The sequence below is a fragment of the Blastococcus sp. KM273129 genome (assembly GCF_021698995.1).
Taxonomy (GTDB): domain Bacteria; phylum Actinomycetota; class Actinomycetes; order Mycobacteriales; family Geodermatophilaceae; genus Blastococcus.
In genome coordinates this window covers 1-26363 of sequence record NZ_SSXB01000058.1, presented here as the reverse complement: position 1 = coordinate 26363, position 26363 = coordinate 1, and the positions used below count along the sequence as shown (strand labels likewise).

At 71.8% G+C, this 26363-nt stretch carries 28 protein-coding genes; 10 read left to right on the top strand and 18 right to left on the bottom strand.

The window, feature by feature from the left end; genetic code table 11:
- Positions 1-98: 98 nt before the first annotated feature.
- Complete coding sequence (locus E9565_RS15625) at positions 99-422, bottom strand: hypothetical protein (RefSeq protein WP_236835801.1); 324 nt, start codon at positions 420-422, stop codon at positions 99-101.
- Between the two features lie 64 nt (positions 423-486).
- On the opposite strand from E9565_RS15625, the gene E9565_RS15620 reads away from it, so the two are divergent.
- The gene (locus E9565_RS15620) at positions 487-2364 is read left to right on the top strand and encodes an ABC transporter ATP-binding protein (protein WP_236835799.1); all 1878 of its coding nucleotides are present in this window, start codon (positions 487-489) and stop codon (positions 2362-2364) included.
- A gap of 31 nt (positions 2365-2395) precedes the next feature.
- On the opposite strand, the gene E9565_RS15615 is transcribed toward E9565_RS15620, so the two are convergent.
- From E9565_RS15615 to E9565_RS15545, 15 genes are all read right to left on the bottom strand, one after another.
- Positions 2396-2632 (bottom strand): DUF3152 domain-containing protein, encoded by a 237-nt coding sequence (locus E9565_RS15615; RefSeq protein WP_236835797.1) that lies wholly within the window; start codon positions 2630-2632, stop codon positions 2396-2398.
- A 251-nt stretch (positions 2633-2883) separates the two neighbouring features.
- Positions 2884-3546 carry a TrkA family potassium uptake protein gene (locus E9565_RS15610; protein ID WP_236835795.1) on the bottom strand — a complete coding sequence of 221 codons (663 nt, stop codon included), beginning with the start codon at positions 3544-3546 and terminating at the stop codon, positions 2884-2886.
- Entirely contained in the window at positions 3539-4909 is a 1371-nt protein-coding gene (locus E9565_RS15605; protein WP_236835793.1) for a TrkH family potassium uptake protein, read from the bottom strand. The genes E9565_RS15610 and E9565_RS15605 overlap by 8 nt, the downstream gene beginning before the upstream one ends.
- 72 nt (positions 4910-4981) lie before the next feature.
- Complete coding sequence (locus tag E9565_RS22650) at positions 4982-5107, bottom strand: hypothetical protein (protein ID WP_255726150.1); 126 nt, start codon at positions 5105-5107, stop codon at positions 4982-4984.
- Between the two features lie 410 nt (positions 5108-5517).
- The gene (locus E9565_RS15600; protein WP_236835803.1) at positions 5518-5817 is read right to left on the bottom strand and encodes a hypothetical protein; all 300 of its coding nucleotides are present in this window, start codon (positions 5815-5817) and stop codon (positions 5518-5520) included.
- Positions 5818-6442: 625 nt separating this feature from the next.
- Complete coding sequence (locus E9565_RS15590; protein WP_236835791.1) at positions 6443-6637, bottom strand: DUF2188 domain-containing protein; 195 nt, start codon at positions 6635-6637, stop codon at positions 6443-6445.
- 524 nt (positions 6638-7161) lie between these two features.
- Positions 7162-7473, bottom strand: a complete 312-nt coding sequence (locus E9565_RS15585) for a type II toxin-antitoxin system PemK/MazF family toxin (protein WP_236835789.1) — start codon at positions 7471-7473, stop codon at positions 7162-7164.
- Positions 7463-7696 carry a hypothetical protein gene (locus E9565_RS15580; RefSeq protein WP_236835787.1) on the bottom strand — a complete coding sequence of 78 codons (234 nt, stop codon included), beginning with the start codon at positions 7694-7696 and terminating at the stop codon, positions 7463-7465. Before E9565_RS15580 ends, E9565_RS15585 begins: the two co-directional genes overlap by 11 nt.
- Positions 7697-8197: 501 nt before the next feature.
- Positions 8198-8992, bottom strand: coding sequence for an IclR family transcriptional regulator (locus E9565_RS15575; RefSeq protein ID WP_236825145.1), 795 nt, complete (start codon positions 8990-8992; stop codon positions 8198-8200).
- A 74-nt stretch (positions 8993-9066) separates the two neighbouring features.
- Positions 9067-10506 (bottom strand): aldehyde dehydrogenase family protein, encoded by a 1440-nt coding sequence (locus E9565_RS15570; protein ID WP_236825146.1) that lies wholly within the window; start codon positions 10504-10506, stop codon positions 9067-9069.
- A 138-nt stretch (positions 10507-10644) separates the two neighbouring features.
- The gene (locus E9565_RS15565) at positions 10645-11766 is read right to left on the bottom strand and encodes a zinc-binding dehydrogenase (RefSeq protein ID WP_236825147.1); all 1122 of its coding nucleotides are present in this window, start codon (positions 11764-11766) and stop codon (positions 10645-10647) included.
- Positions 11767-11866: 100 nt separating this feature from the next.
- Positions 11867-12400, bottom strand: a complete 534-nt coding sequence (locus E9565_RS15560) for a 3-phenylpropionate/cinnamic acid dioxygenase subunit beta (protein ID WP_236825148.1) — start codon at positions 12398-12400, stop codon at positions 11867-11869.
- A gap of 27 nt (positions 12401-12427) precedes the next feature.
- Positions 12428-13921, bottom strand: a complete 1494-nt coding sequence (locus tag E9565_RS15555; RefSeq protein WP_236825149.1) for an aromatic ring-hydroxylating dioxygenase subunit alpha — start codon at positions 13919-13921, stop codon at positions 12428-12430.
- 70 nt (positions 13922-13991) lie between these two features.
- Positions 13992-15245, bottom strand: a complete 1254-nt coding sequence (locus tag E9565_RS15550; protein WP_236825150.1) for an NAD(P)/FAD-dependent oxidoreductase — start codon at positions 15243-15245, stop codon at positions 13992-13994.
- A complete protein-coding gene (locus E9565_RS15545) occupies positions 15235-15435 on the bottom strand; it encodes a ferredoxin (RefSeq protein ID WP_236825151.1) in 201 nt (66 codons plus the stop codon). Before E9565_RS15545 ends, E9565_RS15550 begins: the two co-directional genes overlap by 11 nt.
- A gap of 198 nt (positions 15436-15633) precedes the next feature.
- Between E9565_RS15545 and E9565_RS15540 the strand changes: the two genes are divergently transcribed.
- Together E9565_RS15540 and E9565_RS15535 are read left to right on the top strand one after the other, a co-directional pair.
- Positions 15634-16791, top strand: a complete 1158-nt coding sequence (locus E9565_RS15540; protein ID WP_236825152.1) for an MFS transporter — start codon at positions 15634-15636, stop codon at positions 16789-16791.
- Between the two features lie 92 nt (positions 16792-16883).
- Complete coding sequence (locus tag E9565_RS15535; protein ID WP_236835785.1) at positions 16884-17645, top strand: FadR/GntR family transcriptional regulator; 762 nt, start codon at positions 16884-16886, stop codon at positions 17643-17645.
- Between the two features lie 45 nt (positions 17646-17690).
- Here the strand turns inward: E9565_RS15535 and E9565_RS15530 are convergent, their stop codons facing one another.
- Both E9565_RS15530 and E9565_RS15525 read right to left on the bottom strand, forming a co-directional pair.
- Positions 17691-18452, bottom strand: a complete 762-nt coding sequence (locus tag E9565_RS15530; protein ID WP_236825154.1) for a class II aldolase/adducin family protein — start codon at positions 18450-18452, stop codon at positions 17691-17693.
- Positions 18453-18454: 2 nt separating this feature from the next.
- Positions 18455-19342 carry an NAD(P)-dependent oxidoreductase gene (locus tag E9565_RS15525; RefSeq protein ID WP_236825155.1) on the bottom strand — a complete coding sequence of 296 codons (888 nt, stop codon included), beginning with the start codon at positions 19340-19342 and terminating at the stop codon, positions 18455-18457.
- A 306-nt stretch (positions 19343-19648) separates the two neighbouring features.
- Between E9565_RS15525 and E9565_RS15520 the strand changes: the two genes are divergently transcribed.
- From E9565_RS15520 to E9565_RS15490, 7 genes are all read left to right on the top strand, one after another.
- Positions 19649-21160: a tripartite tricarboxylate transporter permease gene (locus E9565_RS15520; RefSeq protein WP_236825156.1), complete on the top strand. Its 1512-nt coding sequence runs from the start codon at positions 19649-19651 to the stop codon at positions 21158-21160.
- Positions 21157-21729, top strand: a complete 573-nt coding sequence (locus E9565_RS15515) for a tripartite tricarboxylate transporter TctB family protein (protein ID WP_236835783.1) — start codon at positions 21157-21159, stop codon at positions 21727-21729. The genes E9565_RS15520 and E9565_RS15515 overlap by 4 nt, the downstream gene beginning before the upstream one ends.
- Positions 21730-21857: 128 nt before the next feature.
- Positions 21858-22889, top strand: a complete 1032-nt coding sequence (locus tag E9565_RS15510) for a tripartite tricarboxylate transporter substrate-binding protein (protein ID WP_236825158.1) — start codon at positions 21858-21860, stop codon at positions 22887-22889.
- A 106-nt stretch (positions 22890-22995) separates the two neighbouring features.
- Positions 22996-23727 (top strand): isochorismatase family protein, encoded by a 732-nt coding sequence (locus E9565_RS15505; protein ID WP_236825159.1) that lies wholly within the window; start codon positions 22996-22998, stop codon positions 23725-23727.
- A 49-nt stretch (positions 23728-23776) separates the two neighbouring features.
- A complete protein-coding gene (locus tag E9565_RS15500) occupies positions 23777-24187 on the top strand; it encodes a universal stress protein (RefSeq protein WP_236825160.1) in 411 nt (136 codons plus the stop codon).
- 104 nt (positions 24188-24291) lie between these two features.
- Positions 24292-25731 (top strand): MFS transporter, encoded by a 1440-nt coding sequence (locus tag E9565_RS15495; RefSeq protein WP_236835781.1) that lies wholly within the window; start codon positions 24292-24294, stop codon positions 25729-25731.
- A 46-nt stretch (positions 25732-25777) separates the two neighbouring features.
- Complete coding sequence (locus E9565_RS15490) at positions 25778-26023, top strand: hypothetical protein (RefSeq protein WP_236825162.1); 246 nt, start codon at positions 25778-25780, stop codon at positions 26021-26023.
- Positions 26024-26363: the final 340 nt, after the last annotated feature.

Below are 26363 nucleotides of genomic sequence, written 5' to 3'. Positions count from 1 at the left end.
TCGGAAACCCAGGTCCCGGCCCACGCACGCCCACCCACCGAAACCAAGATCAAGAAACCGTCCCCTGCACTACCGACTCCGAATCGGTGGATTCAGGCTCAGGCGGGCAGCGCCAGCGGATCGCGCTGGCCCGCGCGCTCGCAGCCCCGCTCGCCCGGCCGCGGCTGCTCGTCCTCGACGACCCGTTCTCCGCCCTCGACCTGCGCACCGAGGCGAGGATCGTGGACGCGCTGCGGGCCGCCGTCGGTCCGGAGGCGCCGGTCGAGCACCAGGCGACGGTCTTGTTGGTCTCCACCCGGCTGGCCTCGTTGCCGGCCGCCGACCTCGTGGCGGTCCTCGACTCCGGCCGGATCGCCGAGGCCGGCACGCACGAGCAGCTGGCCGCCGCCGGCGGCCTGTACGCCCGGATCCTGCGCGCGCAACGCCACTACCGGGCGGCCGCGGGCGACCCGGCCTCGAACTGGCGGCCGGACCGGAGCGACCCCGGTGACCGCGGACCTGCGAGCCGGGCAGCAGCCTGCCGCCGCGGCGGAGTCCGGGCCGGCGGTGCGGCTCGGCCCGCATCTGCGCCGACTGGCCGCACCCTTGCGCGGCCGGCTGGCGCTGCTGGGCGCCCTGGTCCTCGCCGCCGCCGTGCTCGAGCTCGTGCCGCCGCTGGTCGTCCGGCACGTCATCGACCACAACCTGACCCCCGGCGACCCCCGCGGCCTCGGCACCGCCGCGGTCGTCTACCTCGCCGCGGCCACGGCGGTCGCGGCGCTCACCGCCGGCTACGGCTACCTCGCCGCCACCGTCGCCCAGCGCAGCCTCGCCACGCTGCGCGCGCGGCTGTTCGGCCACCTACTCGCCCTGCCGGTCGACTACCACGACCGCACCCCGGCCGGGGACTCCATCTCCCGCACCACCGCCGACATCGACACCATCGACGACCTGTTCTCCTCCTCGGTCGCCACCCTGCTCGGCCAGGTCGTCCGGCTGGCCACCGTGGCCGTCGCCATGACCGTGCTCAGCCCGGCCCTCGCCGCGGTCGCCGCCCTGGTCGTCCCGCCGCTGGTCGTGATCACCAACGTGCTGCGCCGCCGGGTCCGCGACGCCGAACGCACCACCCGCAGCGCGGTCGGCGCGGTCAACGCCCGCCTCGCCGAGGACCTCACCGGCATCGACGTCATCCGCGCCTTCGGCCGCCAGCACGCCTTCGCCGAGCGGTTCCGCCACGCCCTGCTCGGCTGGCTGCGAGCCAGCAACAAGTCGGTGCTGTTCAACGCCTACTACGCACCCATCCTCGGCGTGCTCGCCGCCGTCGTCACCGCCCTGCTGCTGTGGCTCGGCGGGCGCGACGCATTCACGGCGATCGGCGTGAGCATCGGCACCCTGACCGCCTTCGTGCTGCTCTTCGCCCGCTTCTTCACCCCACTGATCAACCTCGGCGACGAGTGGCAGACCGTGCAGGCCGCCCTCGCCGGCGCCGAGCGGGTCTTCGCCGTCCTCGAGCTGCCCGCCGACGTCGGCCGGCCCAGCCAGACGGCCGCCAGTCCCCCGGCCCCGGCGGCCCCGAGCCTGCCCCCCGCTGCCCGCGCGAGCACCCAGCCGGTCATCACGGTCGAGGACGTCACCTTCGGCTACCTCCCCGGCCGACCGGTCCTGCACGAGATCAGCCTCACCGTCCACCCCGGTCAGCACGTCGCGATCGTCGGGCGGACCGGCGCCGGCAAGTCGAGCATCCTGTCGCTGCTGGTGGGGCTGCACACGCCGTGGACCGGACGGGTCACCCTCGCCGGCGCCGATCCCCGCGCCCTGGACGACCGCACTCGCCGGGCCCTGCTCGGCTACGTCCCCCAGACCGCCGCCCTGTTCAGCGGCACCATCACGACCAACATCACCCTCGGCGACCCGGAAATGACGGCCGCGCAGGTCTGCCGCGCCGCTCGCACCGCCGGAGCCGACTCGTTCATCGAGGCCCTGCCCGACGGGTACGACACCCTGCTCTCGGAGACCGGCCGCGGCCTCCAGCTCTCCGCCGGCCAACGCCAACTGCTCGCGCTGACCCGGGCACTGGTGACCGACCCAGGCGTGCTGCTCCTCGACGAGGCCACCTCCGTCGTGGACGGGGCGAGCGACGCGGCGTTCCGCGAAGCGCTGCACGACCGCGTCCTCCCCCGCGGAGCCGCCGTGCTGACGGTCGCCCACCGGCTCGCCACCGCCCGGGACGCCGACCACGTCCTCGTCGTCGGTGCAGGCCGCGTCGTGGAACAGGGCGCTCCCGCCACACTGCTGACCACGGAGAGCCTGTTCGCCGATCTCGCCGCCCTGGAGCAGGCAGGGTGGAACTGGCAGGAGGACCCAACGCACCGTCGGACGACGTGAGAGGACCGCCGCTGCACCGCCCCCGACACGATCAGGGGTAGGGCCAGGGGTTCTTCACGCGACCGTTCAGGCCGAGAGTCTGCTGCTGCATCACCGGCGCCAGCTGGCCCGGGCCGGGAGCCAGCGGATGCGCCCTGTTGCCGAGCGCGTGATCAACCTCGTGGTTCACGACGTAGAGGCGGTAGGTCGAGACGTCACCCGCGTAGTCGGGGACAGCCGTCGCCCAGCGGGCCAGATTGCCCTGGCGGGATGCCGCCGTTACGCCCACCGCGACCTCGCCGGCTGAGCGGGGAGGACAGCGGCGTCACCGGCCTTGTCGACCGCCCGGCGCAAGTGCTCTACCTGGCCCTGATGATCGGTGTCGTCGCCTTCTACGTGGCGTTGTCCCGGCTCTGGCACCCGGGCCGCAGCCTCCACGCGCGGGGCGTAGCCGCTGGGGGCGGCCGGGATCGTGGTCCTCCTCCTGGGCGCCGTCGTCCTGTGCCCGCCATGCGCCGACGCCGGTCGGAGAACCGATGCTCACTGGAGTTCGACGAAATGCTCGACGTCGTCGGGTCGGCCGGCGATGACGATCACGCTGCCGTAGCTGAGCACGGTGTCGTAGTCGGCATGGGTGTAGCTGGTCTTGTTCTCCGGCTTGACCGAGACGACGGTGACGCGGTGCTTCTTGCGCAGCCCGGTCTCCCCGAGCGGCACGCCGACGATCTCCCGCGGCGGCCGGGTCTTGGCGAACACCCACTGCGGGTCCAGCTCCACCCAGTCGAGCAGACGGCCGGCGACCAGGTGCGCTATCCGCTCGCCCATGTCCTGCTCGGGCAATACGACGTGGTGGGCGCCGATGCGCTCGAGGATGGTCGCCTGCTGGCGGCTGATGGCCTTGGCCCAGATGTCGCGGATCTTCAGCTCGGTCAGCAGCGCGGTGGTGAGGATGCTGGCCTCCAGGTCGTTGCCGATCGCGACGACGACCCGGTTGAAGTCGGCGATGCCGATCTCAGTGAGCGCGTCGGGGTCGGTGGAGTCAGCGGTGACCACGTGACCCAGCTGGCCGGACAGCCGCTGCACGATGTCGGGGCGGGCGTCGACGGCGAGCACCTCGGTTCCGCCGCGGGCGAGCTCGAGGGCGAGTGCGGTGCCGAACCGGCCGAGGCCGATGACGGCGACGGGTTCCTTGTGGCTAGCCAACGATGGTCCTCTCCTCGGGGAGTCGGTGGCGGCGGGCACGCTCCCGCAGCGCCAGCCCGGATGCCAGGGTGAGCGGCCCGATCCTGCCGACGAACATGAGCAGCACGAGGAGGACCTGTGCGGCCGGAGGCAGGTCGGCGGTGATGCCCGTGGACAGCCCGACGGTCGCGAACGCCGAAATCACCTCGAAGGCCACCTGGTCGAAGCCGAAGTCGGTCAGCGCCTGCATCAGGAAGGTGGCGACCGCGACCAGGCCGATGCCCAACAGCGCAATGGCCAGCGCCTGGCGCTGGTTCGTGTCCGGCACCCGGCGGCGGCCCACCTCGACGTCGGGATCCCCGCGCATTTCCGCCCAGAGCACGTAGGCCAGCAAGCCGAAGGTGGTGACCTTGATGCCGCCCGCAGTGCCCGCGCTGCCGCCGCCGATGAACATCAGCGCGTCGGTGAGCAGCAGCGTCTCGGGCTGGTAGGCGGCGATGTCGAGATTGTTGAGCCCCGCGGTGCGCGGCATCACCGCCGCGGTGAAAGCGGCCAGCACCTTCGCGCCGGCGCTCAGCGGGCCCAGCGTGTCGGGGTCACCTCCCTCGGCGACCAGCATCCCGGCGGTTCCGACGACCAGCAGTGCGACGGTGACGATCACGGTGATCCGGGTGAGCACGGACCAGGTCTTCGGCCGCCGCCAGGCCCGGGCCAGCTCGAACACGACCGGAAAGCCGAGCCCGCCGAGGATGACCGCGGCGCAGATGGTCAGGCTGATCCACGGATCGGTCACGTAGGGGATCAGGCTGTCGAAGTTGAGCGAGAAGCCGGCGTTGTTGAACGCCGAGACGGCGTGGAACACGCCGAAGTAGGCCGCGGACGGCAGCGAGTGTTCGTACCCGGTGGCGAACCGCACCGTCAGCACCACGGCGACCACGGCCTCCGTCGCGAGGCTGAAGACCACGACCCGGCCGATGACCCGGCGCACGTCGGCGACGCTCAGCGTCTTGGTCTCCGCCTGGGCGATCAGCCGCGCCCGCAACCCCAGACGCCGGGACATCAGCAGCGCGAAGAGGGTGGCCAGCGTCATGATGCCCAGCCCGCCGACCTGGATGAGCAGCAGGATCACCACCTGCCCGAACCCCGACCAGTAGGTGCCGGTGTCCACCGTGACCAGCCCGGTCACGCAGACGGCCGAGGTCGCGTGGAACAGCGCGGTCAGGAAGTCCGCGCCACCCTCCCCGGCCTTCGCAACCGGCAGCGAGAGCAGCCCGGTGCCCACGGCGACGGCGGCGGCGAACGCGCTGGCAATGATCCGCCCCGGATGCCCGAAGCCCCTCGCCCGATGGGAGCGTTCCGAGCTGCGCCGGATGTCCTGGGTCACGAGAGGTGGTCCACTCCGGTGCAGAGGCCGCCAGTACCCCGCCACCCTCGCACAGCTGTGCCCAACAGCTCGTCACAGCCGCCATGTCGCCAGGTCGGCTGGCCACCCGGGCAACGGCGGAGATCCCGCGATCAGCTGCGCCCGCTCCCCCATGCTGAACCACTCGGCCACATCCACGATGCCGGTCATGGTTTCCACGAGCTCGACGCTTCCCCCGGGGGCGGCGAGGATGACCAGGGTGAGCGCACGACCTGGGATGAGCCCGGTGCTCGGCAGCGGCGGACATCTCTGCCTGGAGGTCGCCGTCACGTGCTCCGACCGGGCCACGACGACGTCCCGCGCGGACCTGCTCCTGTCGCCCGAGCACGGCCGGCCGGCACCGCGCCGCCGCGCTATCGCCGGGACGAGGAGACCACATCCACCACGAGGATCGTGACTGGGACCAGGTTGGCCAAGGCGACGACGGTGGCAGTGAGGAGGGCCCCGCCGGACGCCGAACGGGCGTCCACCGTCGCCGCCGCGCCGCCGGGTCGACCCGCTAGACAGAAAGCCGGACTCCGGGCTCACGTGGAGCTGCGTGGAGGGGCCGGATTCAGCCTCCTGGACGTTCAGTGCTCGTCGTAGTGGCCGTCATGAGGCGCGTGGCGGTGGGCCCCGTGCACGTAGTCGACGTGGTCTCCGTGCTGCACGGTGGCGTGACCGCAGCCGTCCCCGTGCTCGTGGTCATGAGCTCCGTCAACGGCGTGCGCCTGGCCGCTGCACTCATCCACGTGTCCGTCATGGGTACGGTGCAGGTGCCCGTCGTGCAGGTAGTCGACGTGCCCCTCGTGCTCGACCGCCACGTGGCCGCAGTCCGGCGCATGCACGTGCGCGTGGTCGTCGTGGGTCTGGTGCGCTGTGGCGGTCATGCCCGCTCCCCTCGAGGCCGGAACCCGTCTTGACGGTACGCACCGATCGCAGGCGCCACTACAGGACGACGACGGTTCTGGAAGTAGCGAACCGGGGGAAGCCGGAGAGGACGGCCTGCTGTCCCCTGCGCAGTCGCCGCGGGGTCCTGAGCGGGTCGCCGCTGCAGGGACCACAGGTGCCAATGCCTCCAGCTGGTGCTGGACGTCAGCGAACCCGTGCTCAGCGGCGATCTTGGCCGCCCAGCGCTCGATCGGCGGGTCGGTCACCTCGAAGGTGCGGCCGCAGGACCGGCACACCAGGTGGTGGTGGACCGGAGAGCAGCTCCAGGTAGACCGCCTCCCCGTCGTTCCCGCGTAGGACGTCGACCTGCTCGTCGTCGACCAGTGACTGAAGCACGTCGGCGGCCAGAGGAACGCCTACACCTCGATCTCGGCCGCGCCGGATGCCGCCACTGGTTTACGGCGTCGATCCCCCGCAGTTCGCCGTTGAAGTCGGGATAGACGACCGTCGCGGGGGTGCCGGCGTCGCAGGGCCGCAGATCTCCCCCCTCGACAGCGGACGTGAAGGCGTGCCGCGATGAGGCGCTGAGCTCCGAGGCACTCCGCGCTGGTAGGCCTGCCCGACCTACATCAATCCGAGGCTTTGCACGGTGCCATCGAGTCGGTGCACGATGATCTCGGCGGGCTGATGCTCCTTCGCCATCGCCCTCATGTGTTGGATCGCGGAACCCAGTTCCGCATGGATGTCGAACTGCACCCGCCCGTGGCGACATGCCCAGCGGTCGTCAGGAAGCTGGAGTACGCGGAAGAACCACGCCATCCGGCGACCCTGATCGTGTGGTGGGCGGCTCGGACACCGCCGAACGTCCCTGCACCGCAGGTCCACAGGCCCATCGGTCCAAGTCAGGTTTCCGGCGGATCGCAGGGGGCCGCAGGGCGACGAAGCTCTCGCGGCGGCGGCTTGGGCAGGCGTGGCGCGATCGTCAGCCGCCCGCGCGAATCGCCGGCGCGAGTGACGGCGGTTGCGACGACCATCCCTATCTCGCGCACCGCCTTGTCCGCGAACATCCGCGTGCTGGAGGGGTCCTGGCGGGAGCCAGCGGCAGGGCGAGAGGCAGCAGCGCCAGCTCGTCCACCAACAGCGCGGCAGAGCGACGCCACCGGAGCACGGTCGCGTGCCAGGACCCGAGCACCGTCGTCGCCATCTCACCCGGCGTGACAGCCATCCCCGCACTCAGTCCCGGAGCGCTCCGGGTGCCCTGGACGACGATCACCCGAGGTCACTTTGGGTCGAGGGCTCGCGCCCGGCAGCGGGCTGGTGGCGGGACACGTGCCGTGTGTTCGTCACAGGCCGAGGACCAGGCGCAGCGCGGCGTCAACCTGGCGCAGTTCATCGAAGCTGAGGTACCCGGCCGACTCACCCAAGCGCTGCGGGTCCACCGCACTCGTCTGCTCGGCCAGCACCCGGGTCGGGCGGCCCTCGATGGACACCTCAGGACGGAACGTGGCCGCCCGGGCGGAGGTGGAAGTCGGCGCGACCAGCCAGGTCGAGAGGGGCAGCAGGTCGGACTGGACGACGACGGCATAACGGATGCCGGCCTGCTCATGGCCCCGGGCGCCGCGGGGAGAGCGCAGGCGGTAGACCTCACCACGCACGCAGCGTCTCCATGTCCCGGAGAACCTGAGCTGCCTCTGCGCGGTCGGTGTCATCGGCTGCCAGCGCAGCGGCCTCGGCGCGCAGCCTGTCCTGCGCCGCTGCCTTGGCGGCATCGATCAAGGCCGCTCGAACGGCGGTGGACACAGAGGTGCCGTCTTGCGTCAGGACGGCCAACGCTCGGCGCGCGTCTTCGTCGGGGCGGAAGGTGATCGTCTCGGCCACTGCCGAAGTGTCTCACGAAAAGTAAGACGCGGGGAAGTCGCTGGCCACCGGCCCCCGAAGACGCGTCCGATACGAGCCTCAGCGGCGCTTAAGGCAACTGGAAGGCACGAGTGCTGTCGGTTGAGCCCCTGACCAGGAAGGACACCACGCAGAGTCCCCAGCCTTCCAAGCTGGCCATGCCGGTTCGATCCCGGTCACCCGCTCCACCGCGGGTGTCGCGGCGCACCATTCACAGGACGCGACACCGTTCATCCTCGGCTGGTTCGCGGTGACGCCATGACTCTCCTCGTTTTCGGGGGATGAGAGCCTCCAGCAGATCCGGCATGGAACACCTCGCGGAGACGTGTGACGGCGCGGGTACCGGCCACGATCAGCCGCAAGGAGACGCCGTGGACGCGAGCCGCACTCTGCGTTCCACCAGCAGCTGGAGCCCGGCGGAGCCCGAGAACTGCACCCCCGACAAGTCGATCAACAGTTCCCGGGCCCGGAGCGACCAGGGACTCAGGTGCGGCCGACCGTGCTGAGCAGGTCCTCAAGCTGGGCAGCGGCAGCGTGCAGGTCCCGCACGACGGCGACCTGACGCTTCTTCGTCATCCGGCTGGAGGGCGCGGAGGCGTTGATGGCGGCGATGCTGGCACCGCGGTGGTCGCGGACGACCACCGCCACGGAGATGATGTCCTCGGCCACCCGGTGGTTGGTCGCGTACCCGCGCTCCCGCACCTCGAGCAGCTCCGCATCGAGTTGCGCACGCTCGTCCGCAGTGAGCCCGTCGCCCTCGCCGGACGCGTCCAGCGAGAAGATCTCGTCGAGCTGCTGGGGGGTGAACGTGGCAAGGATCGACTTACCGGTCGCCGTCCGGTGCGCGGGGAGCAGCTGACCGGTCCGGTCGGCCACCCGCAGCGGCTGGCCGCTCTCGGCGGCGGCCAGGTAGCGGATCTTGCCTCCCTCCAGCTGCGCCAGGTGCACCGTCTCGTCGGTCTTCCTCGCCAGGTCGGTGAGGATCGGACGGGCGTACGTGCGGATGTCGAGATTGCGCACGGCGGCCAGTCCGAGGTCCAGCAGCGCCGATCCGGCGACGTAGCTGCCCGTGCCGTCCTCCTGCCGGACGAAGCCGTGATGGACGAGCATCGCCAGCAACCGGTGCGCCGTGGAGGGAGCGATGTCCAAGGCCGCGGCGATCCCCGACAGCCGCAGTCGCGGCTGGTCCCGCAGCATCAGCACGAGCCGGAGCGCGTTGTCGACGGACGAGATCGGGTATGAGGGAGCCTTGGTGCCGTTGGTCACCGTCTCAGGCATCCCATGATCCTAAGCTCCACGAATACCGTTACGTACCTGTTCCCCACGGGCACCTGCACATCGGTTCCGCCGGCTCAGGGGAGCTGGGCCGGGAGCACGACGTTGATGGTCTTGACCTCCGTGAAGCTCAGGAGCTCGTCGAGACCTTCCTCCGACCCGGTGCCGCTCTCCTTGCGACCGCCGAAGCTGGTGCCCGGGAAGTGCGACGAGTTCCCGTTGATCCAGACGTATCCGGCCTGGACGGCGCGCGCCGTCACCAGAGCCCGGTTCAGGTCGTTGGTCCAGATCGAGGCGGTCAACCCGTAGTCGACGCCGTTCGCGATCGCCAGCAGGTCGTCGTCGTCGGACCAGCGGCTGACCGCCAGGACCGGCCCGAAGACCTCGCTCCGGAACAGGCGCATCCCGGGGGTCACGTCCGCGAAGACGGTGGGCTGGAGCCAGAACCCGCGTTCGAACTGCGCACCGCCGGGGCGCCGGCCGCCCGTCATGAGCCGCGCGCCGTCCTCCTTCGCCGCCGCGATGTGGCTCATCACGTTCTGGAGGTGCCGGGCGTTGTTGAGCGGGCCCATGTCGGTGTCGTCGCGCGTGGGATCGCCCAGCCGCAGGGCCGAGACCTTGTCGACCACGCGTGCCAGGACGTCGTCGTAGAGGTCCTCGTGGAGCAGCAGCCGACTGGTCGAGCCGCAGGACTGGCCCTGGTGGCCGAAGTTCATGCCGGCGACCGCCGCCGTGGCGACCGTCTCGGGGTCGGCGTCGCCGAAGACGATCATCGGGTTCTTGCCGCCCAGCTCGAGCGAGACGTGCTTGACCGAGGACTCCGCGGCCTGGCGCTGGATGGCCCGGCCCGTCGGGACCGATCCGATGAACGTCAGCCGCTTGACGCGCGGGTGCCGGACCAGGGCAGCCCCGGCGTCGAGGCCCGTGCCGGTGACGATGTTGACCACGCCGGGCGGGAAGATCTCCGCACACAGCTCGGCCAGCACGGTGGTCGACAGCGGCGCCTCCTCCGACGGCTTCAGGACCACGGTGTTACCGGCGACGAGGGGGGCTGCCAGCCGCGAGGCGGCGAAGTAGAACGGGTGGTTGAAAGCGAGGATGCGGCCCACGACCCCGTAGGGCTCACGCACCGAGAGGTGCAGCCCGGTCGGGGTGGACGGGACGGTCTCGCCCTTCAGCTCCAGGGCCAGACCGGCGAAGTACTCCAGCAGGTCGGTGGCCATGGTGACGTCGCGGACCATCCGGCGGCGGGTGTTGCCCGTGTCGCGGACCTCCAGCTCCAGCAGCTCGTCGGCCCGCTCCAGGGCACGGCGGGCGAGTTCCCGCACGAGGCGGGCCCGCTCGAGCGCGGACGTCGCGGCCCACGCGGGCGCGGCGCGGTCGGCGGCGGCAACCGCAAGCTCGACGTCCTCCGCCGTGGCCTCCGGGACCCGGCCGAGCACCGCCTCGTTGCTCGGATCGATGGCCGTCAGCCACCCGCCGCCGACGCTCGCGCAGAGCTTTCCGTCGATCAGCATCAGTCGATCCGGCGCACCACTGACAGGTGTGGCGGTGGGGGGCATGTCGCATCTCCTCGGTGAGACGTCGGGCGGGGCCCGGGGATGCGCCTCACCAGGAGGCGCCGCGGTCGATTTCTGGGCGTTGGGGCGCCCGGGTCACGTGTGGGGGTCGATGAGCGGCTTGAGGACGCCGCGCCTCATCGACTGCATGGCGTCGGTGACGCCGTACAGCCCGACGGGAGCGGTCACCAGCGCGTCCCAGTCGACGGAGTTCCGGGTCCGGCGGAGGAAGTCCAGGGCCTTCCAGTAGTGGCCGGCGTGGGCCGACAGGACGCCGCGGACGGTGAGCTGCTTCCTGACGAGCAGGCTCGGGTCGATCGTGAGGCCGACCGCGTTGGTCTGCCCGGCCACGCCGTACCGGCCGCCCGGCCGGAGCAGGTCGAGGCCCTCCCCGAAGGCCGATCGTGCGCCGGAGAGCTCGAGCACGACATCGGCGCCCCGCCCGTCGGGGGTCAGCCGGCGCACTGCCTGGTTGCGCTCCTGCGCGTCCGGCAGGTGCTCCACCGACACGGTCCCGGTCGCTCCGTAGGCCGTGGCGAGTTCGAGCCGGACGTCCGGGGCACCGATCACGACGATCGTGCCCGCCCCGAGGGAACGGAGCATCGCCGCCGCGTAGAGGCCCAGCGGCCCGGCGCCCTGGACGACCACGGCCTCGTGGGGCTCGATCGTGCCGACCTGCTCGAGCACGTGCACGACGGTGCGCAGCGCGCAGCTGGCGGGGGCGGCCCAGGAGTCCGGGACCTCGTCGGGCACCCGCACGCGGCCCGACCCCGGGAACACGTAGCAGTACTCCGCGAAACCACCGGTGACGTGCGGGAAGGCGGCGGCGGGCAGCCGTCCGTAGCTCTGCCGGTGCGAGCACAGCGAGGGCTGCCGCTCGACCGTGCAGTAGAAGCACCGTCCGCACGGCGCGTGCGTCCACACCACCCGGTCACCGACGTCCACCGCCTGGCCGAGCGAGTCGGTGCGCGGACCGTCGCCGAAGGCCACGATCTCCCCGACCATCTCGTGGCCCATCACCTGCGGGAGGTTCGCGGCGCTCGCGTTGAAGGCCCCGCCTTCCCAGATGTGCACGTCGGTGCCACACACCGACGCCATGGTCACGCGGACGAGCAGCGCTCCCGGCTCGAGCTCGGCGGGAACCGGGACGTCCTCGACGGCGGCCGGTTCACCGAACGCACGCAGCAACGCAGCGCGGCTCGACAGCGGGATCTGCACGGCGGTGTTCCTCTCGGGTGGGGCGAACGGCTTCGATGCCCCGACGGGCCTTCTCCCGTTGCCGGACGACGGCGGGAGAAGGCCCGTGGGGCAGGCGGCCTCAGACGAAGATGGAGAGGTTCTTCGCCAGGAGGACGGACTGGTCGAGCAGGAGCTCCCGGCGGACGACCTGCCAGGAGTCACCCACCTGGCGCAGCCGGTCCTTGCGCCGGCCGACCAGGAAGTCGGTCTCGTCGGCCACCCGGTTCCGGTACACCAGGAAGCGGCAGCTCACCTCGACCTCGGGCAGCTCGACGGCGTCGAGCCGGATGTTGGTGACCAGGTGCGACACCCGGGAAACCGGCTCCTCGGCCCAGTGGAGGCCGGTGTTCAGCTGGTCGACGCGGAGCGACATGGTCGCCTTGCCCTCGTCGAACCAGCAGATCTCCCGGCCGGCGCGCGTCTGCTCCCGCGCGTCGGTCTCCCCGTAGGCGACGTTCATCCGCAGGGGAACCGAGTACTGGTAGTCCTCCGCGAGCATGTCCAGCCACTCGGTGTACCGCCGCTCGTCGAGCAGGTCGGCCTCGCGGTACAGGAAGTCGGACACGCTGTTGAGCAGGAGCATCCGCTCGAGCTGGGCCTCAGCGATCGGCATAACGGTCCTCTCTGTGGGTCGTCGGGTTCACTTCGCCGGGGGGCCGTCGACGACGTCGACGGCGTCGAGGACCTTGACGCCGTCGGCGACGTCGGTGGTGGTCTCGGCAGCACGTTCCATGGCGCGGTCGTCGACCTCGGCCAGCTTGTTGAGCTCGGGCCACGACAGGTTGTCGACGAACTCCGCCCATCGCCGGTAGAAGGCGCGGGCGTTGACCTCACCGGCGATGGCGTGGTGGGAGTGCACCGAGCCGTCCAGGTCGCTGGGGGTCTCCTGGCCGAGGCCCTGCTGGTAGTTGTAGGGGTACCGACGGGCGATGACGCCCCGGCTGGCCTCGGTGGCGTAGTCCCAGTTCTCCATGTCGTCCTGCTCGGTCATGCCGGCCGGACCCGCGTAGCGCATGTAGTACCGGCGCAGCCAGTCGCGCACGTTCTCGGGAGCGTCCTTGTCCACCAGGTACCAGCGCCAGACCTCGGTCTCGGTCGGGCTGATCGGGTGTGCGACCAGGATCGTGCGGGGGAAGCCCGCCGCGAAGGACATGTTCGGGAAGAGCGTCGCCGGGCCGCGGCCACCCAGCAGCCGTCCCTCCGCCTCGAGCTTCTGCTTGCGCTTCTCCCAGGCGGCGACGAAGTACTCGTCCAGGTCGGCCTCGGCGAACTCCGGGTAGGGGATCTCGTAGGCGAGGTTGTCCGAGGCCCCGTGCCCGCGCCGGAACGAGGTCTTCATCCGACCCTTCGAGAAGCCTCCCTGGTCCTGCCGCTCGCCGTGGCGGCGCTTGCCCTTGCCGCCGGGGCCGATGCCGACGGCCTCGACCGAGGCGTGCGTGGAGGCGCCGTGGTAGGTGTCGCCGAGGAAATTCTCCGAGACGAACTTCCAGTTGGACCGGATCCGCCACTTGTGCACGCCGCGGAAGACCTCGGTGCCGCCCTCGGTGCCGTCGAAGGCGTCGGCCAGGTTGTCCAGCCACCAGTGGAAGTCACCGACGTACTCGTCGAACGAGGGTGCCTCCGGGTCCCAGTTGGCGAAGACCAGGCCCTTGTAGTTGTGCACCTTGGCCGCGCGGACCAGGCCCCACTTCTCCCGCTCCAGGTTGGTGCCGTACGCCGCCTTCTGCTGCGGCACGCCGTGCAGGGCGCCGGGCGTGTCGACGAGCGAGCCGTCGATCGAGTACGACCAGGCGTGGTACGGGCAGGTGAACTGCATCGTGTTGCCCTCGTCGTAGCGGCAGACGCGCATGCCGCGGTGCCGGCACGAGTTCAGCAGGACGTGCAGTTCGCCCTTGTCGTCCCGGGTGAGCAGGACGGGGTCGGCGCCCATCCACGAGGAGAAGAAGTCCCCGGGCTCGGGGACCTGCGTGGCGTGGCCGACGAACAGCCAGGCCCGCGGGAACAGGTTCTCCATCTCGTTCTTGAAGATCTGCTCGTCGATGAAGATCTCGCGGCTGATCTCGCCGTTCTTGACGTCGACCAGGTTCCGCACCTGCGGAGCACCGGTACCGGTGGGCTCTTCGACTGTCGTCACTTGCTCGTCCTCCTCTGTCGGGTTGGCACGTCGGGGTCGGGTGGAACGGATGGATGCGCGCGGCTGCGGGTCAGCCGACGGGAACCGGGATGGCCGTGGTGCTGAGGGCGGCGAGCCGGCCGGTGACCTGCGCGAGGTCCTCCCCGCGCTCCCACGCCTGCCGGCAGGCCACGACGGCGCGCGGCCAGCCGAGCACGACGGCGGCCGAGAAGCCGCCGTCGCGGGAGTAGAGCGCGACGTCCTTGTCCCCGGCGGTCGTGGCGCAGCGCAGGAAGCTCACCCGGTCGTCGGGATGGATGCGCCCGACCATCTGGATCTTCAGACCGTGCTGGTCGGACCAGAAGTACGGCGCCTTCGCGTGCGGGCGCAGCTCGTCGGGGTGCAACAGGTTGTGCGCCACGAGATTCGCCTGCTCGACGGCGTTGGTCCAGTGCTCCACGAGGCGGTGCTCCCCGCTGCGGACGTCGAACCAGCGTGCGACGTCGCCGACGGCGTACACGTCCGGTGCCCCGGAGGCCCGGCAGTACTCGTCGGTCAGCACGCCGCGGTCGAGATCCAGGCCGGAGTCCGCCAGCCACGCCGTTGCCGGGACCACGCCGATGCCGACGACGACGGTCGCGGCCGGCAGCCGCCGGCCATCGGCCAGGTGCACGACCCCGGTGCCGTCGGCGAGCGGCTCCACCCGGGCGACGGCCGCCGAGCCGAGGACCGAGACCCCCGCGTCGGCGTGCAGCCGGCTGATGCGCGCGGCCACCTCGGAGCCGAGGACGCGGGCGAACGGCTCCGGGAGCGCCTCGAGGATGGTCGCCTCCAGGCCGAGCTGCCGGGCACTGGAGGCCACCTCGGCACCGATGAAGCCGCTGCCCACGACGACGACCGGGCCACCGCTCGAGAACTGCGCCCGGATGGCCTCGCTGTCCCGCAGCTCGCGGACGGTCCGGACCAGGTAGCCCTCGGGGGCCGGGATGTTCCGCGGGTGGGCCCCCGTGGCCAGCACGACGGCGTCGTAGTCCACCGGCTCGCCGTCGGACAGGATCACCTGCTTGCCGATCGGGTCCAGGCGCACCGCGGCGCGGCCGAGCATCGGCGTCAGGCCGTCACCCGACCAGCCGTCGGGGCCGAGCAGCGGGATGTCGCCGGCGGCCTGGTCGCCCACGAGCACCTGCTTGGACAGCGGGGGCTTGTCGTAGGGCGCGACATCCTCCGCGCCGACGAGCACGACCTCGCCGGTGTAGCCCGCGGCCCGGAGGGCCTGCCCGGTCCGGATCCCGCCGACCGAGGTGCCGACGATGACGACGCGGCCGGGAATGCGGTCAGGCGTCATCGTCGGCGAGCCAGACGGCCTGCACCGGGCAACTGCGCACCGCGGCGCCGGACTTCTCCAGCTCGGCCTCGTCCACGGAGGTCCGCAGCAGGACGACCAGGCCGTCGTCGTCCAGGTCGAAGTGCTCGGGGTCCAGGTCGACACAGTTGCCGTAGCCCTGGCACTTGCCCACGTCCGCCTTGATCTGCATGAGGGTCGATCTCCGTACTCGTCCGGTGCTGGGGCGACCGTCGGCCGCGATGCGCCACTGGTCAGCGGTCCGTGCGGCGCCGGCCGAGGCCGACACGCACACATTGTGCAAATGGTCTGTCCAATATACCGTATAAGTGGCGACAGTCACTGTCAACCGGCAGCGGACATCCCCGTGTCGATCGAGAGGAGCCGCCGCATGGCCGGAGCGCCGCAGGAGGGCGCAGGCGCCAGCCGCCGGGACGCGGTCGCCAGTCTGGTGGGGGCGGTGATCTTCGCCGTCGGACTGGGCATCGCCAGCGTCGCCGTGCCGCTGCTGGCACTGCGGGTCGGCTATTCGGCCGCCGAGGTCGGCATCCTCGTCGCCCTGTCCGCGGTGTCCCAGATGGGCACCCGGATCTTCATGGGCGCGATGATGCGCCGCCTGCCCGACAAGGTCTTCGTCGTCGTGGCAGCCGCCTCCCTGGCGGCGTCGTGCGGTGTGCTGGTGCTCTCGACCACGTGGCTGGTCTTCGCGATCTCCCAGTTGCTCCAGGGCCTGGCCCGCGCCTTCTTCTGGACCGGCACGCAGACCCACGCCGTCCGCATGTCCGACTCGGCGGTCGGTGCGCTGGCGCGGGTGAACCTGGCCTCCGGCATGGGTCAGATCGCCGGTCCCCTGGTGGCGGGCCTGCTCATCACCCACTCGGCGCAGCTGGCACTCGGGGTGGCCGCGGGCGTCAGCGCCCTCGGCATGTTCAGTGCCCTGCTGCTCACCCGGCTCGCCCCCTTCGCCCCGCGCAGCAAGGACCGCAGCCGGGTCCGGGTATGGCGGCGCCCGGGAGTGGACGTCGCGTGCTGGGCCGGCGCCAGCGCCGGCGCCTGGCGCGGGTTGCTCGGGTCCTACGTCCCCGTCGTCCTCGAGCACGCCCGGCAGAGCTCGACGACGATCGGCGCCCTCGTGGCCGTCGCCAACGGCGCCCAGGTGGCCGGGAGCGCGGTCGCGGGCAGGCTGCGCGGCGCCGGGGTGCGCCGATCCCTGGTGCTCGGCGTCCTCGCCAGCGGCCTCGGCATCGGCGTGGTCGGGCCGCTCGCCGACATGGCGGTGCTCAGCGCTGTCGCGCTGTGCGTCTCGGGGATCGGCGCCGGCGCCCTGCAGACGGTGGGCCCCGCCGTCGCCACGGACGCCGTCGAGCCCGAGGAACGCGGCGAGGCCATCGCCTCGGCGGGTACGTTCCGCGCCGCGGCCCTCCTGGTGGCACCGTTCGCCGTCGCGGGACTGGTGACCGTCATCCCGCTCAGCGCCGCCATCCTGACCGCCGGCCTGCTCATCACCGCTCCGGCGGTGGGCGTGGGCCGGCTCCGCCCGGCGAGCTGACCGGCGTGCCCACGAAGGAAGAACACGCGTCGCCGGTGGGTTCGGCCGGTCAGGGTGCAGTACCGTCCGCGCGGGATGAGAGGAGGCGGGCCGTGACCGAAGGCGCCTCCCCGTCCAACGCCTCCCCGTCCAGCGCCGCCCCGTCCAGCGCCGCCCCGTCCAACGCCGGCCTGTTCCAGCCGGTCGCGGTCGGACGGATCTCGCAGGCGATCGTCGACCAGGTGCGGGCGCTGATCCGCACCGGCGAGCTCGGCATCGGTGCCCGGCTGCCGTCGGAGCGGGAGCTCTGCGAGCGCTTCGGGGTCAGCCGGGTGACCGTGCGCGAGGCCCTGCGCGTGCTCGAGGCGAACGGCCTGATCGAGATTCGCGTCGGCTCACGGGGTGGCGCCTTCGTGACCGCTCCCACCACCGGGCGGATCGGTGAGGGGATCACCGACCTGCTCAGCATGTCGGCGCTGTCGGCCGCCGAGGTCACCGAGGCGCGGGCGGTGTTCGAGCTGGGTGTCGTGCCCCTGGTCTGCGAGCGTGCCTCCGACGAGGAACTCGACGAGCTGATGGCGATGTGCGACGACGCGGCGCGGGCGCGGGACGCCGGGACCTACACGGTGACGATGTCCTTCGACTTCCATCTCCGGGTCGCGGCCGCGGCGCACAATCCCGCCCTCGTGATGCTCATGCGCTCGTTCCGCGAACCGGTGCTCATGTCCCTGCGCGAGGCGCAGCACGAAGGCCGCCAGGGCGTCGCGGAGCACCGCACGTTCGTAGAGGCCGTCCGGGCCCGGGACGCCGACCGCGCACAGCGGATCATGGCCGAGCATCTCCAGCGGACCGCTCGCCGCGTTTCCGGGCACTGAGCCGCCCGGCCGGGACCGGGCCGGGGCCCAGTCCCGGCCGGACCGTCAGCGCGGATCGGCCAGGCCGGCCAGCTCCAGCCTGCTCAGGTTGTACGCCCAGACCTGCGCGTCGTTGAACGCCGAACCGAGATCGGGCATGGCCGCGATGTCCTCCGCGGACAGCTCGGGCGGGGTCACCCCGAAGCTGTTGGCCTGCAGCGTCATCCGGGCCAGCGCGTCCAGGTTCAGCGCCCGGACGACGGCCTGCTCCACCGAGTCTCCCGTGGCCACGATGCCGTGCCCGCGGAGGATGCACGCGGGCCGGTCGCCCAGGGCACGGGCCACGTCCTGCCCCAGCTCCGGCCGGTTGATGAGCACACCGCGCGGATAGGTGGGGACGCCCTGCTCGGCCATCCGCATGGCGGGGATGTTGTACGCGCCCACGATCGGCCGGAGGGGCAGACCGGCCAGGTCGGCGGCGACGACCGCCGGCGGGTGCACGTGCACGACGGCCCGGACGTCGGGCCGCGCCCGGAGGATCTCCGTGTGGATGGGCAGCTCGTTGGGGGCCGAGAAGCTGGCCGGGAGCTCGTTCGCGCCGTCGAGGGTGACCGCGTGCACGTCGTCGGACCCGGTGAAGAGCAGCCCCCGCTCCTGCGGGCCCCGGCAACGGACGAGGAGCTCGTCGCCGGCGGTGCGCACGCTGATGTGCCCGAGGATGTCCTCGGCCAGGCCGCGGTAGGCCAGCACCCGGCACCCCAGGGCGACGAGATCGCGGAGGTCCGGGGTCGAGCCCAGGACGGGGGTCGTCCGGTCGGTGATGGTCACGGTCACGCTCCTGTTCGTGGGGGCATCGCCCGCAGTGCCTGAAGAAGTGCGGAACTCTCCGGATAGGGACGCCCGCGGTAGGGGGTGCCGCCGACGGTCACGAAGAAGTCGACGGCTGCCGACAGCAACCGGCTGCGCACGCCCGCGTCCGTGGCCATGGCCTCGGCGAGGGCGAGGTCCTTCTCGATCGTGCTGGCCGGAGCGTGGGTGGCGATGCCCGCGGCGTCGCCACGGAAGAACTTGGCGGCGGTGGAGAACCCGGAATCCGATCCGCTGGACTCCTCGATGGCCGTGGCGACCGTCTCGGCATCCAGCCCCAGGGCCTCGCCCACGAGCAGCGCCTCCGCCGAGGCGAGGTACCAGCTGTACTTCACGTGCTGGTTGAGCAGCTTGACCGCGTAGCCCGCCCCGCGCCGGCCGCAGTGGGCGACGACCCGCGACACGGCGGCGAGTACCTCCTCGTCCGCGCCGAGCACGCCCGGCTGCCCGCCGACCAGGACGGTCATGTTCGGGGCCTTCCGGCTGACCGGGCAGTCGACGAAGCGGCGGCCGGCGGCGTCGAACGCCGCGCCGAGCACCTCGGCGAGGTCCGGGCCGCAGGTGGACATGTCCAGCATGGCCGCACCGGGTCGCAGCCCCGCCAGGACGCCGGTGTCGGCGGTCAGCGCCACCTCGCGGACCTGCTCCGGTCCGGGCAGGAACGTGAGGACGACGTCACTGGCGGCGGCCAGCTCGCGCGGGCTCGTCGCCGCCTCCGCCCCGCGGGCGACCATGGCGGCCACCGGCTCGGGCCGGATGTCGTAACAGCGCACGGGCCAGCCGGCGTCGAGCAGGGACTCGGTCAGGGCGATCCCCATGCCCCCGAGACCGATGACTCCTACCTGTCTCACGACGCCCCTTTCGGTCCAGTGCACAGAAATGTTTTCTGCCGCGACGAACTGTACGTGGCAGGAGTCACGATGGACAAGCCGCCGCTTGTCCCTGCTGGTCACGCTCAGGACGGGACCTGGCCCCACAGGACAACGGGTTGACAAAGAACTCGTTTCTGCTCAACCATCCCTGGCGAACGTGATGCACAGCACGTCAGGCCGCGGCGCCGCGACCCGGACACCACCCCCGTCCGGGTCGCGGTCACCGCACTCCACCCCCGACTGGCCGGCTCGGCCATGCGGGCCACTACGTCCTCTGGAGCTCTTGTGGGCGAGGCACTCCTCGACAGCTTGTCGCAGGTTCTGCAGCTGCAGACCCTGGGCCTGATGCTGCTCGGCGTCGCGATCGGCTTCGTCGTCGGCATCCTGCCCGGCCTCGGCGGCCCCGTGACGCTGGCGCTGATGCTGCCCTTCACGTTCGGCATGGAGCCGGTCCAGGCCTTCGCGTTCCTGCTCGGGATGCTGGTGGTGACCTCGACGACCGGCGACATCACCTCCGTGCTCTTCGGCATCCCGGGCGAGGCGACCTCGGCGGCGGCCACGCTCGACGGGTACCCCCTCACGCGGCGCGGGCAGGGCGGCCGTGCCCTCGGCGCGGTGCTCTTCAGCTCCGCCCTGGGATCGGTGTTCGGCGCGCTCGTCCTCGCCGCGATGGTGCCCGTCATCCGGCCGGTCGTCCTGGCGCTGAGCGCCCCCGAGTTCTTCATGCTCACCCTCGTCGGGCTGACGTTCGTGGTGGCGCTCTCGGGCAAGAAGGTGGTCAAGGGCCTGATCATGGCCTGCCTGGGCCTGCTGGTGGCCCTCATCGGGATCGACTCCCAGGAGGGCATCGCCCGCTACACGATGGACCAGATCTACCTGTGGGACGGCATCCCGCTGGTCCCGCTGGTCGTCGGCCTGTTCGGCGGCGCCGAGGTCCTGCAGCTGATGCTCAGCCGCAGCAGCATCGCGGGCGGCGCGGGCGCCGTGCCGAAGAAGATCACGGGCATCGGCGAGGGCATCCGGGACACGCTGCGCCATTGGCCGGTCGTCCTGCGGGCCAGCGGCATCGGTTCCACGATCGGCATGATCCCCGGCCTCGGCGGTTCGGTGGCCCAGTTCATCGCCTACGGCCAGGCCCGCCAGTCGTCCAAGAACCCCGAGCTGTTCGGCAAGGGGGCGATCGACGGCGTCATCGCCTCCGGCGCGGTCAACAACGCCAAGGACGGCGGCTCGCTCGTCCCCACCATCGCCTTCGGCATCCCGGGCGGAGCGGCCACGGCCGTGCTGCTGAGCGCATTCCTCATCGCCGGCCTCGACCCGGGTCCGGAGATGCTCACCACCGAGCTCGACGTCACCTACTCCATGGTGTGGATCGTCGTCCTGGCCAACTTCGTCGCCGTCGCGGCCGCCTTCGCGTTCCTCCGCCCGCTGACCCGGCTGACCTTCATCTCCGGCCCGCTGCTGGTGCCCTTCCTCCTGCTCCTGCTGGGGCTGGGCGCCTACAGCTCCAGCAACTCCTTCGGCGACGTCCTCGTGATGCTGGTGGCCGCCGCGATCGGCGTGGCCTGCATCCGCTGGGACTGGCCGCGTGTGCCGTTCCTGCTGGCCGTGGTCCTCGGCGGCATCGCCGAGCGCTACCTGTTCGTCTCGTACTCGCTGTTCGGGTGGGACTGGCTCCTGCGCCCGACGGTCATCGGCCTGGCCGTGGTTCTCCTGCTCGTTTTCCTGGTTCCCACCCTGCGGCGGCGCCGGGTCCAAGCCCAGCCCGCTCCCGTCGCCGAGGAGGTCCGTTCGTGACCACGCCCGAGCCCCGGACCGGAACCACCGTGCCGGCCGGTACTGCCCCCCCGGCGCCCGCGCCCGAGCCTCGGACCCGACGGCAGCTGCCCACGGCCGACATCGTCCTCAGCCTCGTCCTGGCCGCGCTCTTCGCCAACGCCTTCTGGACCGCGATGGAGTGGTCGGTCAAGGCCGGGCTGTTCCCCCGCATGGTCACCGGGCTCGGCGTGCTCCTGACCCTCCTGCACGTGGCCGTCCTCCTCCTGAAGGCCCGCACCCCCGTGCCGGTGGTCGAGAAACGGGTGGACGCCGACGACGAGGCCGAGGGCGACGTGGAGTACGTCTTCGCCCACGCCGGTGGCCGCGCCTGGGCGCGCTCGCTGGCGTGGATCGCCGCCTTCTTCGTCGGGCTGTACATCTTCGGGCTCTTCGTCATCGCACCGCTGTTCGCCCTGACGTACCTGCGGTTCTCGGCGCGCACGTCCTGGGTGTTCAGCGTCGCCTACGCGGCCGCGACCTTCGCCGTGCTCTACCTCGCGTTCGAGGTGGCGCTGCAACTGCCCGTGCCGCCGGGACTCTTCCTCTGACCCCCGTCCGCAGGCCCGCGGGCCTGCGGACGGCTGCACAGCCGCACGTCGCCGGTCGACCGACATCCTCGTCGGTCCATCGGCCAACACCCGCACCCGACACCGCCATCCGAGTCAAGGAGAACTTCATGAGCCACAGGTCGATGACCGCCCTGCGCCGCACCGGCGGTGCCGCCGTGCTCGTCGCCGCCCTCGCCGCCTGCGGGCAGAACGCGGACGCGGGCGCCGAGGCCGGAAAGTACTACGAGGGCGAGAACCTCGACTTCGTGGTCCCCTATGACGCCGGCGGCGGCTACGACGTCTACGCCCGCGCCCTCGCGCCCTACCTGGGCGAGTGCCTCGGGGCCGAGGTCGTCGTCCGCAACGAGCCGGGCGCCGGGAGCCTGCTGGCCACCAACTCGACGGCCAACGCCGGGCCGGACGAGCGCCGGATCCAGATCACCAACTCGGTCGGCACGGCCAGCGCGCAGATCGCGGGCGCCGACGGCGTCATGTTCGACATGTCGGAGTTCTCCATCATCGGTCGCGTGGCGACCGCGCCCGACACGGTGGCCGTGGCCAGCGACGGGCGGTTGTCCTCCTTCCAGGACATGATCGACTCCGAGGAGACGGTGCGCTTCGCCGCGACCGGCCCCGGCAGCAACGAATACATCGCGGCCAGCGTCCTGTCGGCCATCTACGGCTTCCCGATCGAGGTCGTCACCGGGTTCGGCGGTTCGGGCGAGGCCCGGCTGGCGGTCATCGCCGGCAACGCCGATGCTCACGCCAGCACCTGGGACAGCGTGCTCGGCCCGGTGGAGAGCGGCGAGGTCGAGGCAATCGTCGTGGCCAGCGACGAGCCGGTCGAGCTGCTCCCCGACATGCCGGTCGTCACCGACTTCGTCCCCGAGACCGACGAGGGCAAGGAACTGCTCGACGACCTCGTGGACCTCGAGACCCTGGGCCGCGGTCTGGTGGCGCCCCCAGGGCTGCCGGAGGAGCGGCTCGCCGAGCTCCGTGAGGGCTTCGAGTGCGCCACGAGCAACGAGGAGCTGATCGCCGAGCTCGACCAGCAGCAGCGGCCGATCGACGTCCTCACCGGCGACGAGTACGCGGAGCTGCTCGAGTCCGTGCTCGACACCTCGCCGGAGTTCGCCGCGGTGCTGGAGGAGTCCTTCTGAGTTGAGACACGGCGGGCGCCGGTGACCTCGTCGCCGGCGCCCGCTGCATCTCTGTCCCGCTTCCCGGGCCGCCGCCACGTGCCCCCCGCCACCGGAGGTTCTGACCATGACTTCGACGACGGATGCTCTCGACTCCTTCGAGGACCACTGCTGGCGGGACGTGGTCCCGGCCGAGACCCTCGAGGTCTACCGCGCCTACCGGCGCGAGACCCGGATCGTCGGCCGTCCCGCGGTGCTGGCCGTCGACCTGTTCAGCGGCGTGTTCCCCGACGGGCCGATGTCGCTGGCCGAGGCGGTGGCCCGGAACCCGCGCAGCTGCGGGCCCGCCGCGTGGGCCGCCCGCGCGCCGATCGCTGCCCTGCTCGACTCCGCCCGCAGCCGCGACATCCCGGTCCTGTTCAGCTCGCAGGACCCGGAGACCTCCCGCGCGACGCACCGGCCCCCGTCGGAGCGCGACGCCGCGGACCTTGCGCTCGACCCCGCCTTCGGTCCCCTTCCCGGCGAGGCGGTCGTCCCCAAGCGGCGGGCCAGTGTCTTCTTCGAGACCGACCTCGCCGACCGCCTCGCCCGGGTCGACGTCAACACACTCGTCTTGTGCGGTGAGACGACCAGTGGGTGCGTCCGGGCCACCGCCGTCGACGCCTACTCCCACGGCCTGCACGTCGTCGTGGTCGAGGAGGCGGTCTTCGACCGCAGCCCGCTGAGCCACAAGGTCAGCCTGTTCGACCTGCACCACAAGTACGCCGACGTCATGACCCTCGCGCAGTTCGAGGCCGCCGCCGACGCGATCCTGCCGATCCCCTCGGCGGGCGAGGTCCACGGGACCACCCAGCACTGACGCCGTCGCCGACGGCGGAAGCCCACCACCCCCCGGGAGCGTGTACTCCGTGTTCACCAACGTCCTCGTCGCACTCAAGGAGAACCAGCCGCACCAGCCGCTGCTGGAGCTGGCGTTCCAGGCCGCTCCCGGCCCGGCGCGCCTGCACCTGGTCACCCTGGTCCGGGTCGGGACCGAGGGCGACGAGGTCCAGCGACTCCGGCGCACGGAGCGGAGCCTGGCCCAGCAGGCCGAAGCCCTGACGGCCAAGGGCTACGACGCCTCCTGGGAGGCCGGCGTCGTTGCCGTCAGCGCGGCCGTGGACCTGGTCCGGATCGCCGAGACGCGCGCGGCCGACCTGATGGTCATCGGCCTGGCGAGGCGCAGCCGGGTCGGCAAGGCCCTGATGGGCAGCGACGCCCAGCGGATCCTGCTCAGCGTCGACTGCCCCGTGCTGGTCAGGCAGCTGCACGGCATGTAGCCGGCCGACGCCGGGCCGTACAGTCCCGACCGGAGCCAGGGCGGCGCCCCGCCATCGACACCACACTGCCCGCACATAGGGCACCGAACGGGTCCGGGAGGATCGTGCTCTCGCGCTCGGGCACCTCGACCGACCGGCGCCGTGCGCCCCGCGGTTCGACGGCCCCGGCGTCCCGGTTCGGGCGATTGCGGGCCGTCGACCTCGGACCTCGCCTCGTCGTCCCCCTCTGCGCCGGGGCGATGCTCAACCCGGTCAACTCCACGGTGATCGCCACCGCGTTGTCACCGATCGGCGGTGAGCTGGACATCGGCGCCGCCGCGACGGCGTGGCTGGTGGCGGTGATGTATCTGGCCAGCGCGATCGGCCAGCCCGTCGCCGGTCGGCTGGCCGACCAGTTCGGCCCGCGCCGGGTGTTCCTGGCCGGCGGCATCCTGGTCGCGGCCGCCGGCACCCTGGGTGCGCTCGCACCGACCTTCGGATGGCTGGTGGCCTCGCGGGCAGTGGTCGGGCTGGGCACGGGTGCGGCGTATCCGGCGGCGATTGCGATGCTCCGGGAGCAAGCCGACCGACTGGGCGTGCCCACTCCGCCCCGCACGCTGGGCCTGCTCAGCACGGTGAGCCTGGTGACGCTCACCATCGGTCCGCCCCTGGGCGGTGTCCTCGTGGACACGATCGGGTGGCGGGCCGTCTTCGCGGTCAACGTGCCCCTCGGCCTGGCCGTCACCGCCCTGGGCTTCCTCCTGCTCCCGCGGTCGCGCCCGCGGGCCCGGACGGTCGCGGCATGGCGGCTGCTGGACCTGCCGGGAACCGCCCTCTTCGGCGGCACCGTCGCGCTCTTCCTGCTGACCACCATGGAACTGCCCCACCCGCCGGTGCAGGTCCTGCTCGGGCTCGCGGCCGGTCTGGTGCTCCTCGTCCTCGTCGAGCTCCGCGCGCGGACACCGTTCATCGACCTGCGCATGCTGGCCTCGAACCCCGCTCTGGTCGTCGCCTACCTGCGGGTCTTCCTCACCTTCCTCGTCGTTTACGGCGTCCTCTTCGGGCTCACCCCCTGGCTGCAGGACAGCCGAGGGCTGTCCGCCAGCACGGCCGGACTGGTGCTCCTAAGCATGTCCGCGGTCGGGGCGGTCGCGTCGTTCGTCGGCGTCCGCGGTCGCCGCCTGGTCTGGCCGTTGCTCGTGGGAGCCCTCGGACTCCTCGCCGGGAGCGTCGGGATGCTCTCCCTGGACGCCGACTCCCCCACCGCTCTGCTCGTCCTGGTGTCTGCGGTGTTCGGCCTGCCGAACGGGCTCGGGCTCGTCGGGAACCAGGTCCTCGTCTACCGGGCGGCGCCCGCCGATCAGGTCGGCGCCGCTGCGGGCCTGTTCCGCACCGCGCAGTACACCGGCGCGATGACCGCCACCGGAATGGTGGCACTCGCCTACGCCGGCGGGGCCGGCGACGGCGGGATCCAGGTGCTCGGCTGGGTGTCGGTCGGTGCCGCGGCCCTCCTGGTCGGGCTCACGGTCGCCGACCGTGGCCTCTACCGGGACGCCCGCGACTGAGACCCGGTGTCGTGCCGATCGGCCTGGGATCGGCGGGCTCGCGGTCGTGAGCGGCAATGCCGACGCGCACGTCACCACCTGGGACAGCGGCCTGGCTGCCGCGCAGGCGGGCGAGATGCCGATCGTGGTAGCCAGCGACGAGTCCGTCGAGTTGCTCCCCGACGTCCCGCAGGCCACCGCGTTCACGCCGGACGCCTGTGAGAGCCAGAAGCTGCTGGAGAGCCTGGTCGAGCTGCAAGAGCCCGGGGGCGCGGACTCTTTCCGCCCCCCGGGCTCCCCGAGGAGCGACTGACCGGGCTGCGTGAGGCCTTCGAGTCCGCGGCCGGCAATGAGGAGCTCATCAGCGATGATGGAAGCCCAGCAGCGGGTCATCGACGTCGTCACCGGCGACGAGCACGCGACGCAGGTGCGCAACGTGCTCGACGCCTCCCCCGAGTCACGCCGTGCTCGAGGACTCCTTCTGGGAGCAGCACGCACCACGGGCGCCGGGACGCTGCGGGGTCCCGGCGCTCCGCGCCCCCGTCCTGGGGGCGGGACGCTCCTATGACGCGTCAAGGGCTGAGGGTGGGGTTTCGAGGCGTCGGTAGAGCTCGCGGGCGATGTAGCGCTTGAGGCAGCGTTTGATCTCGCGG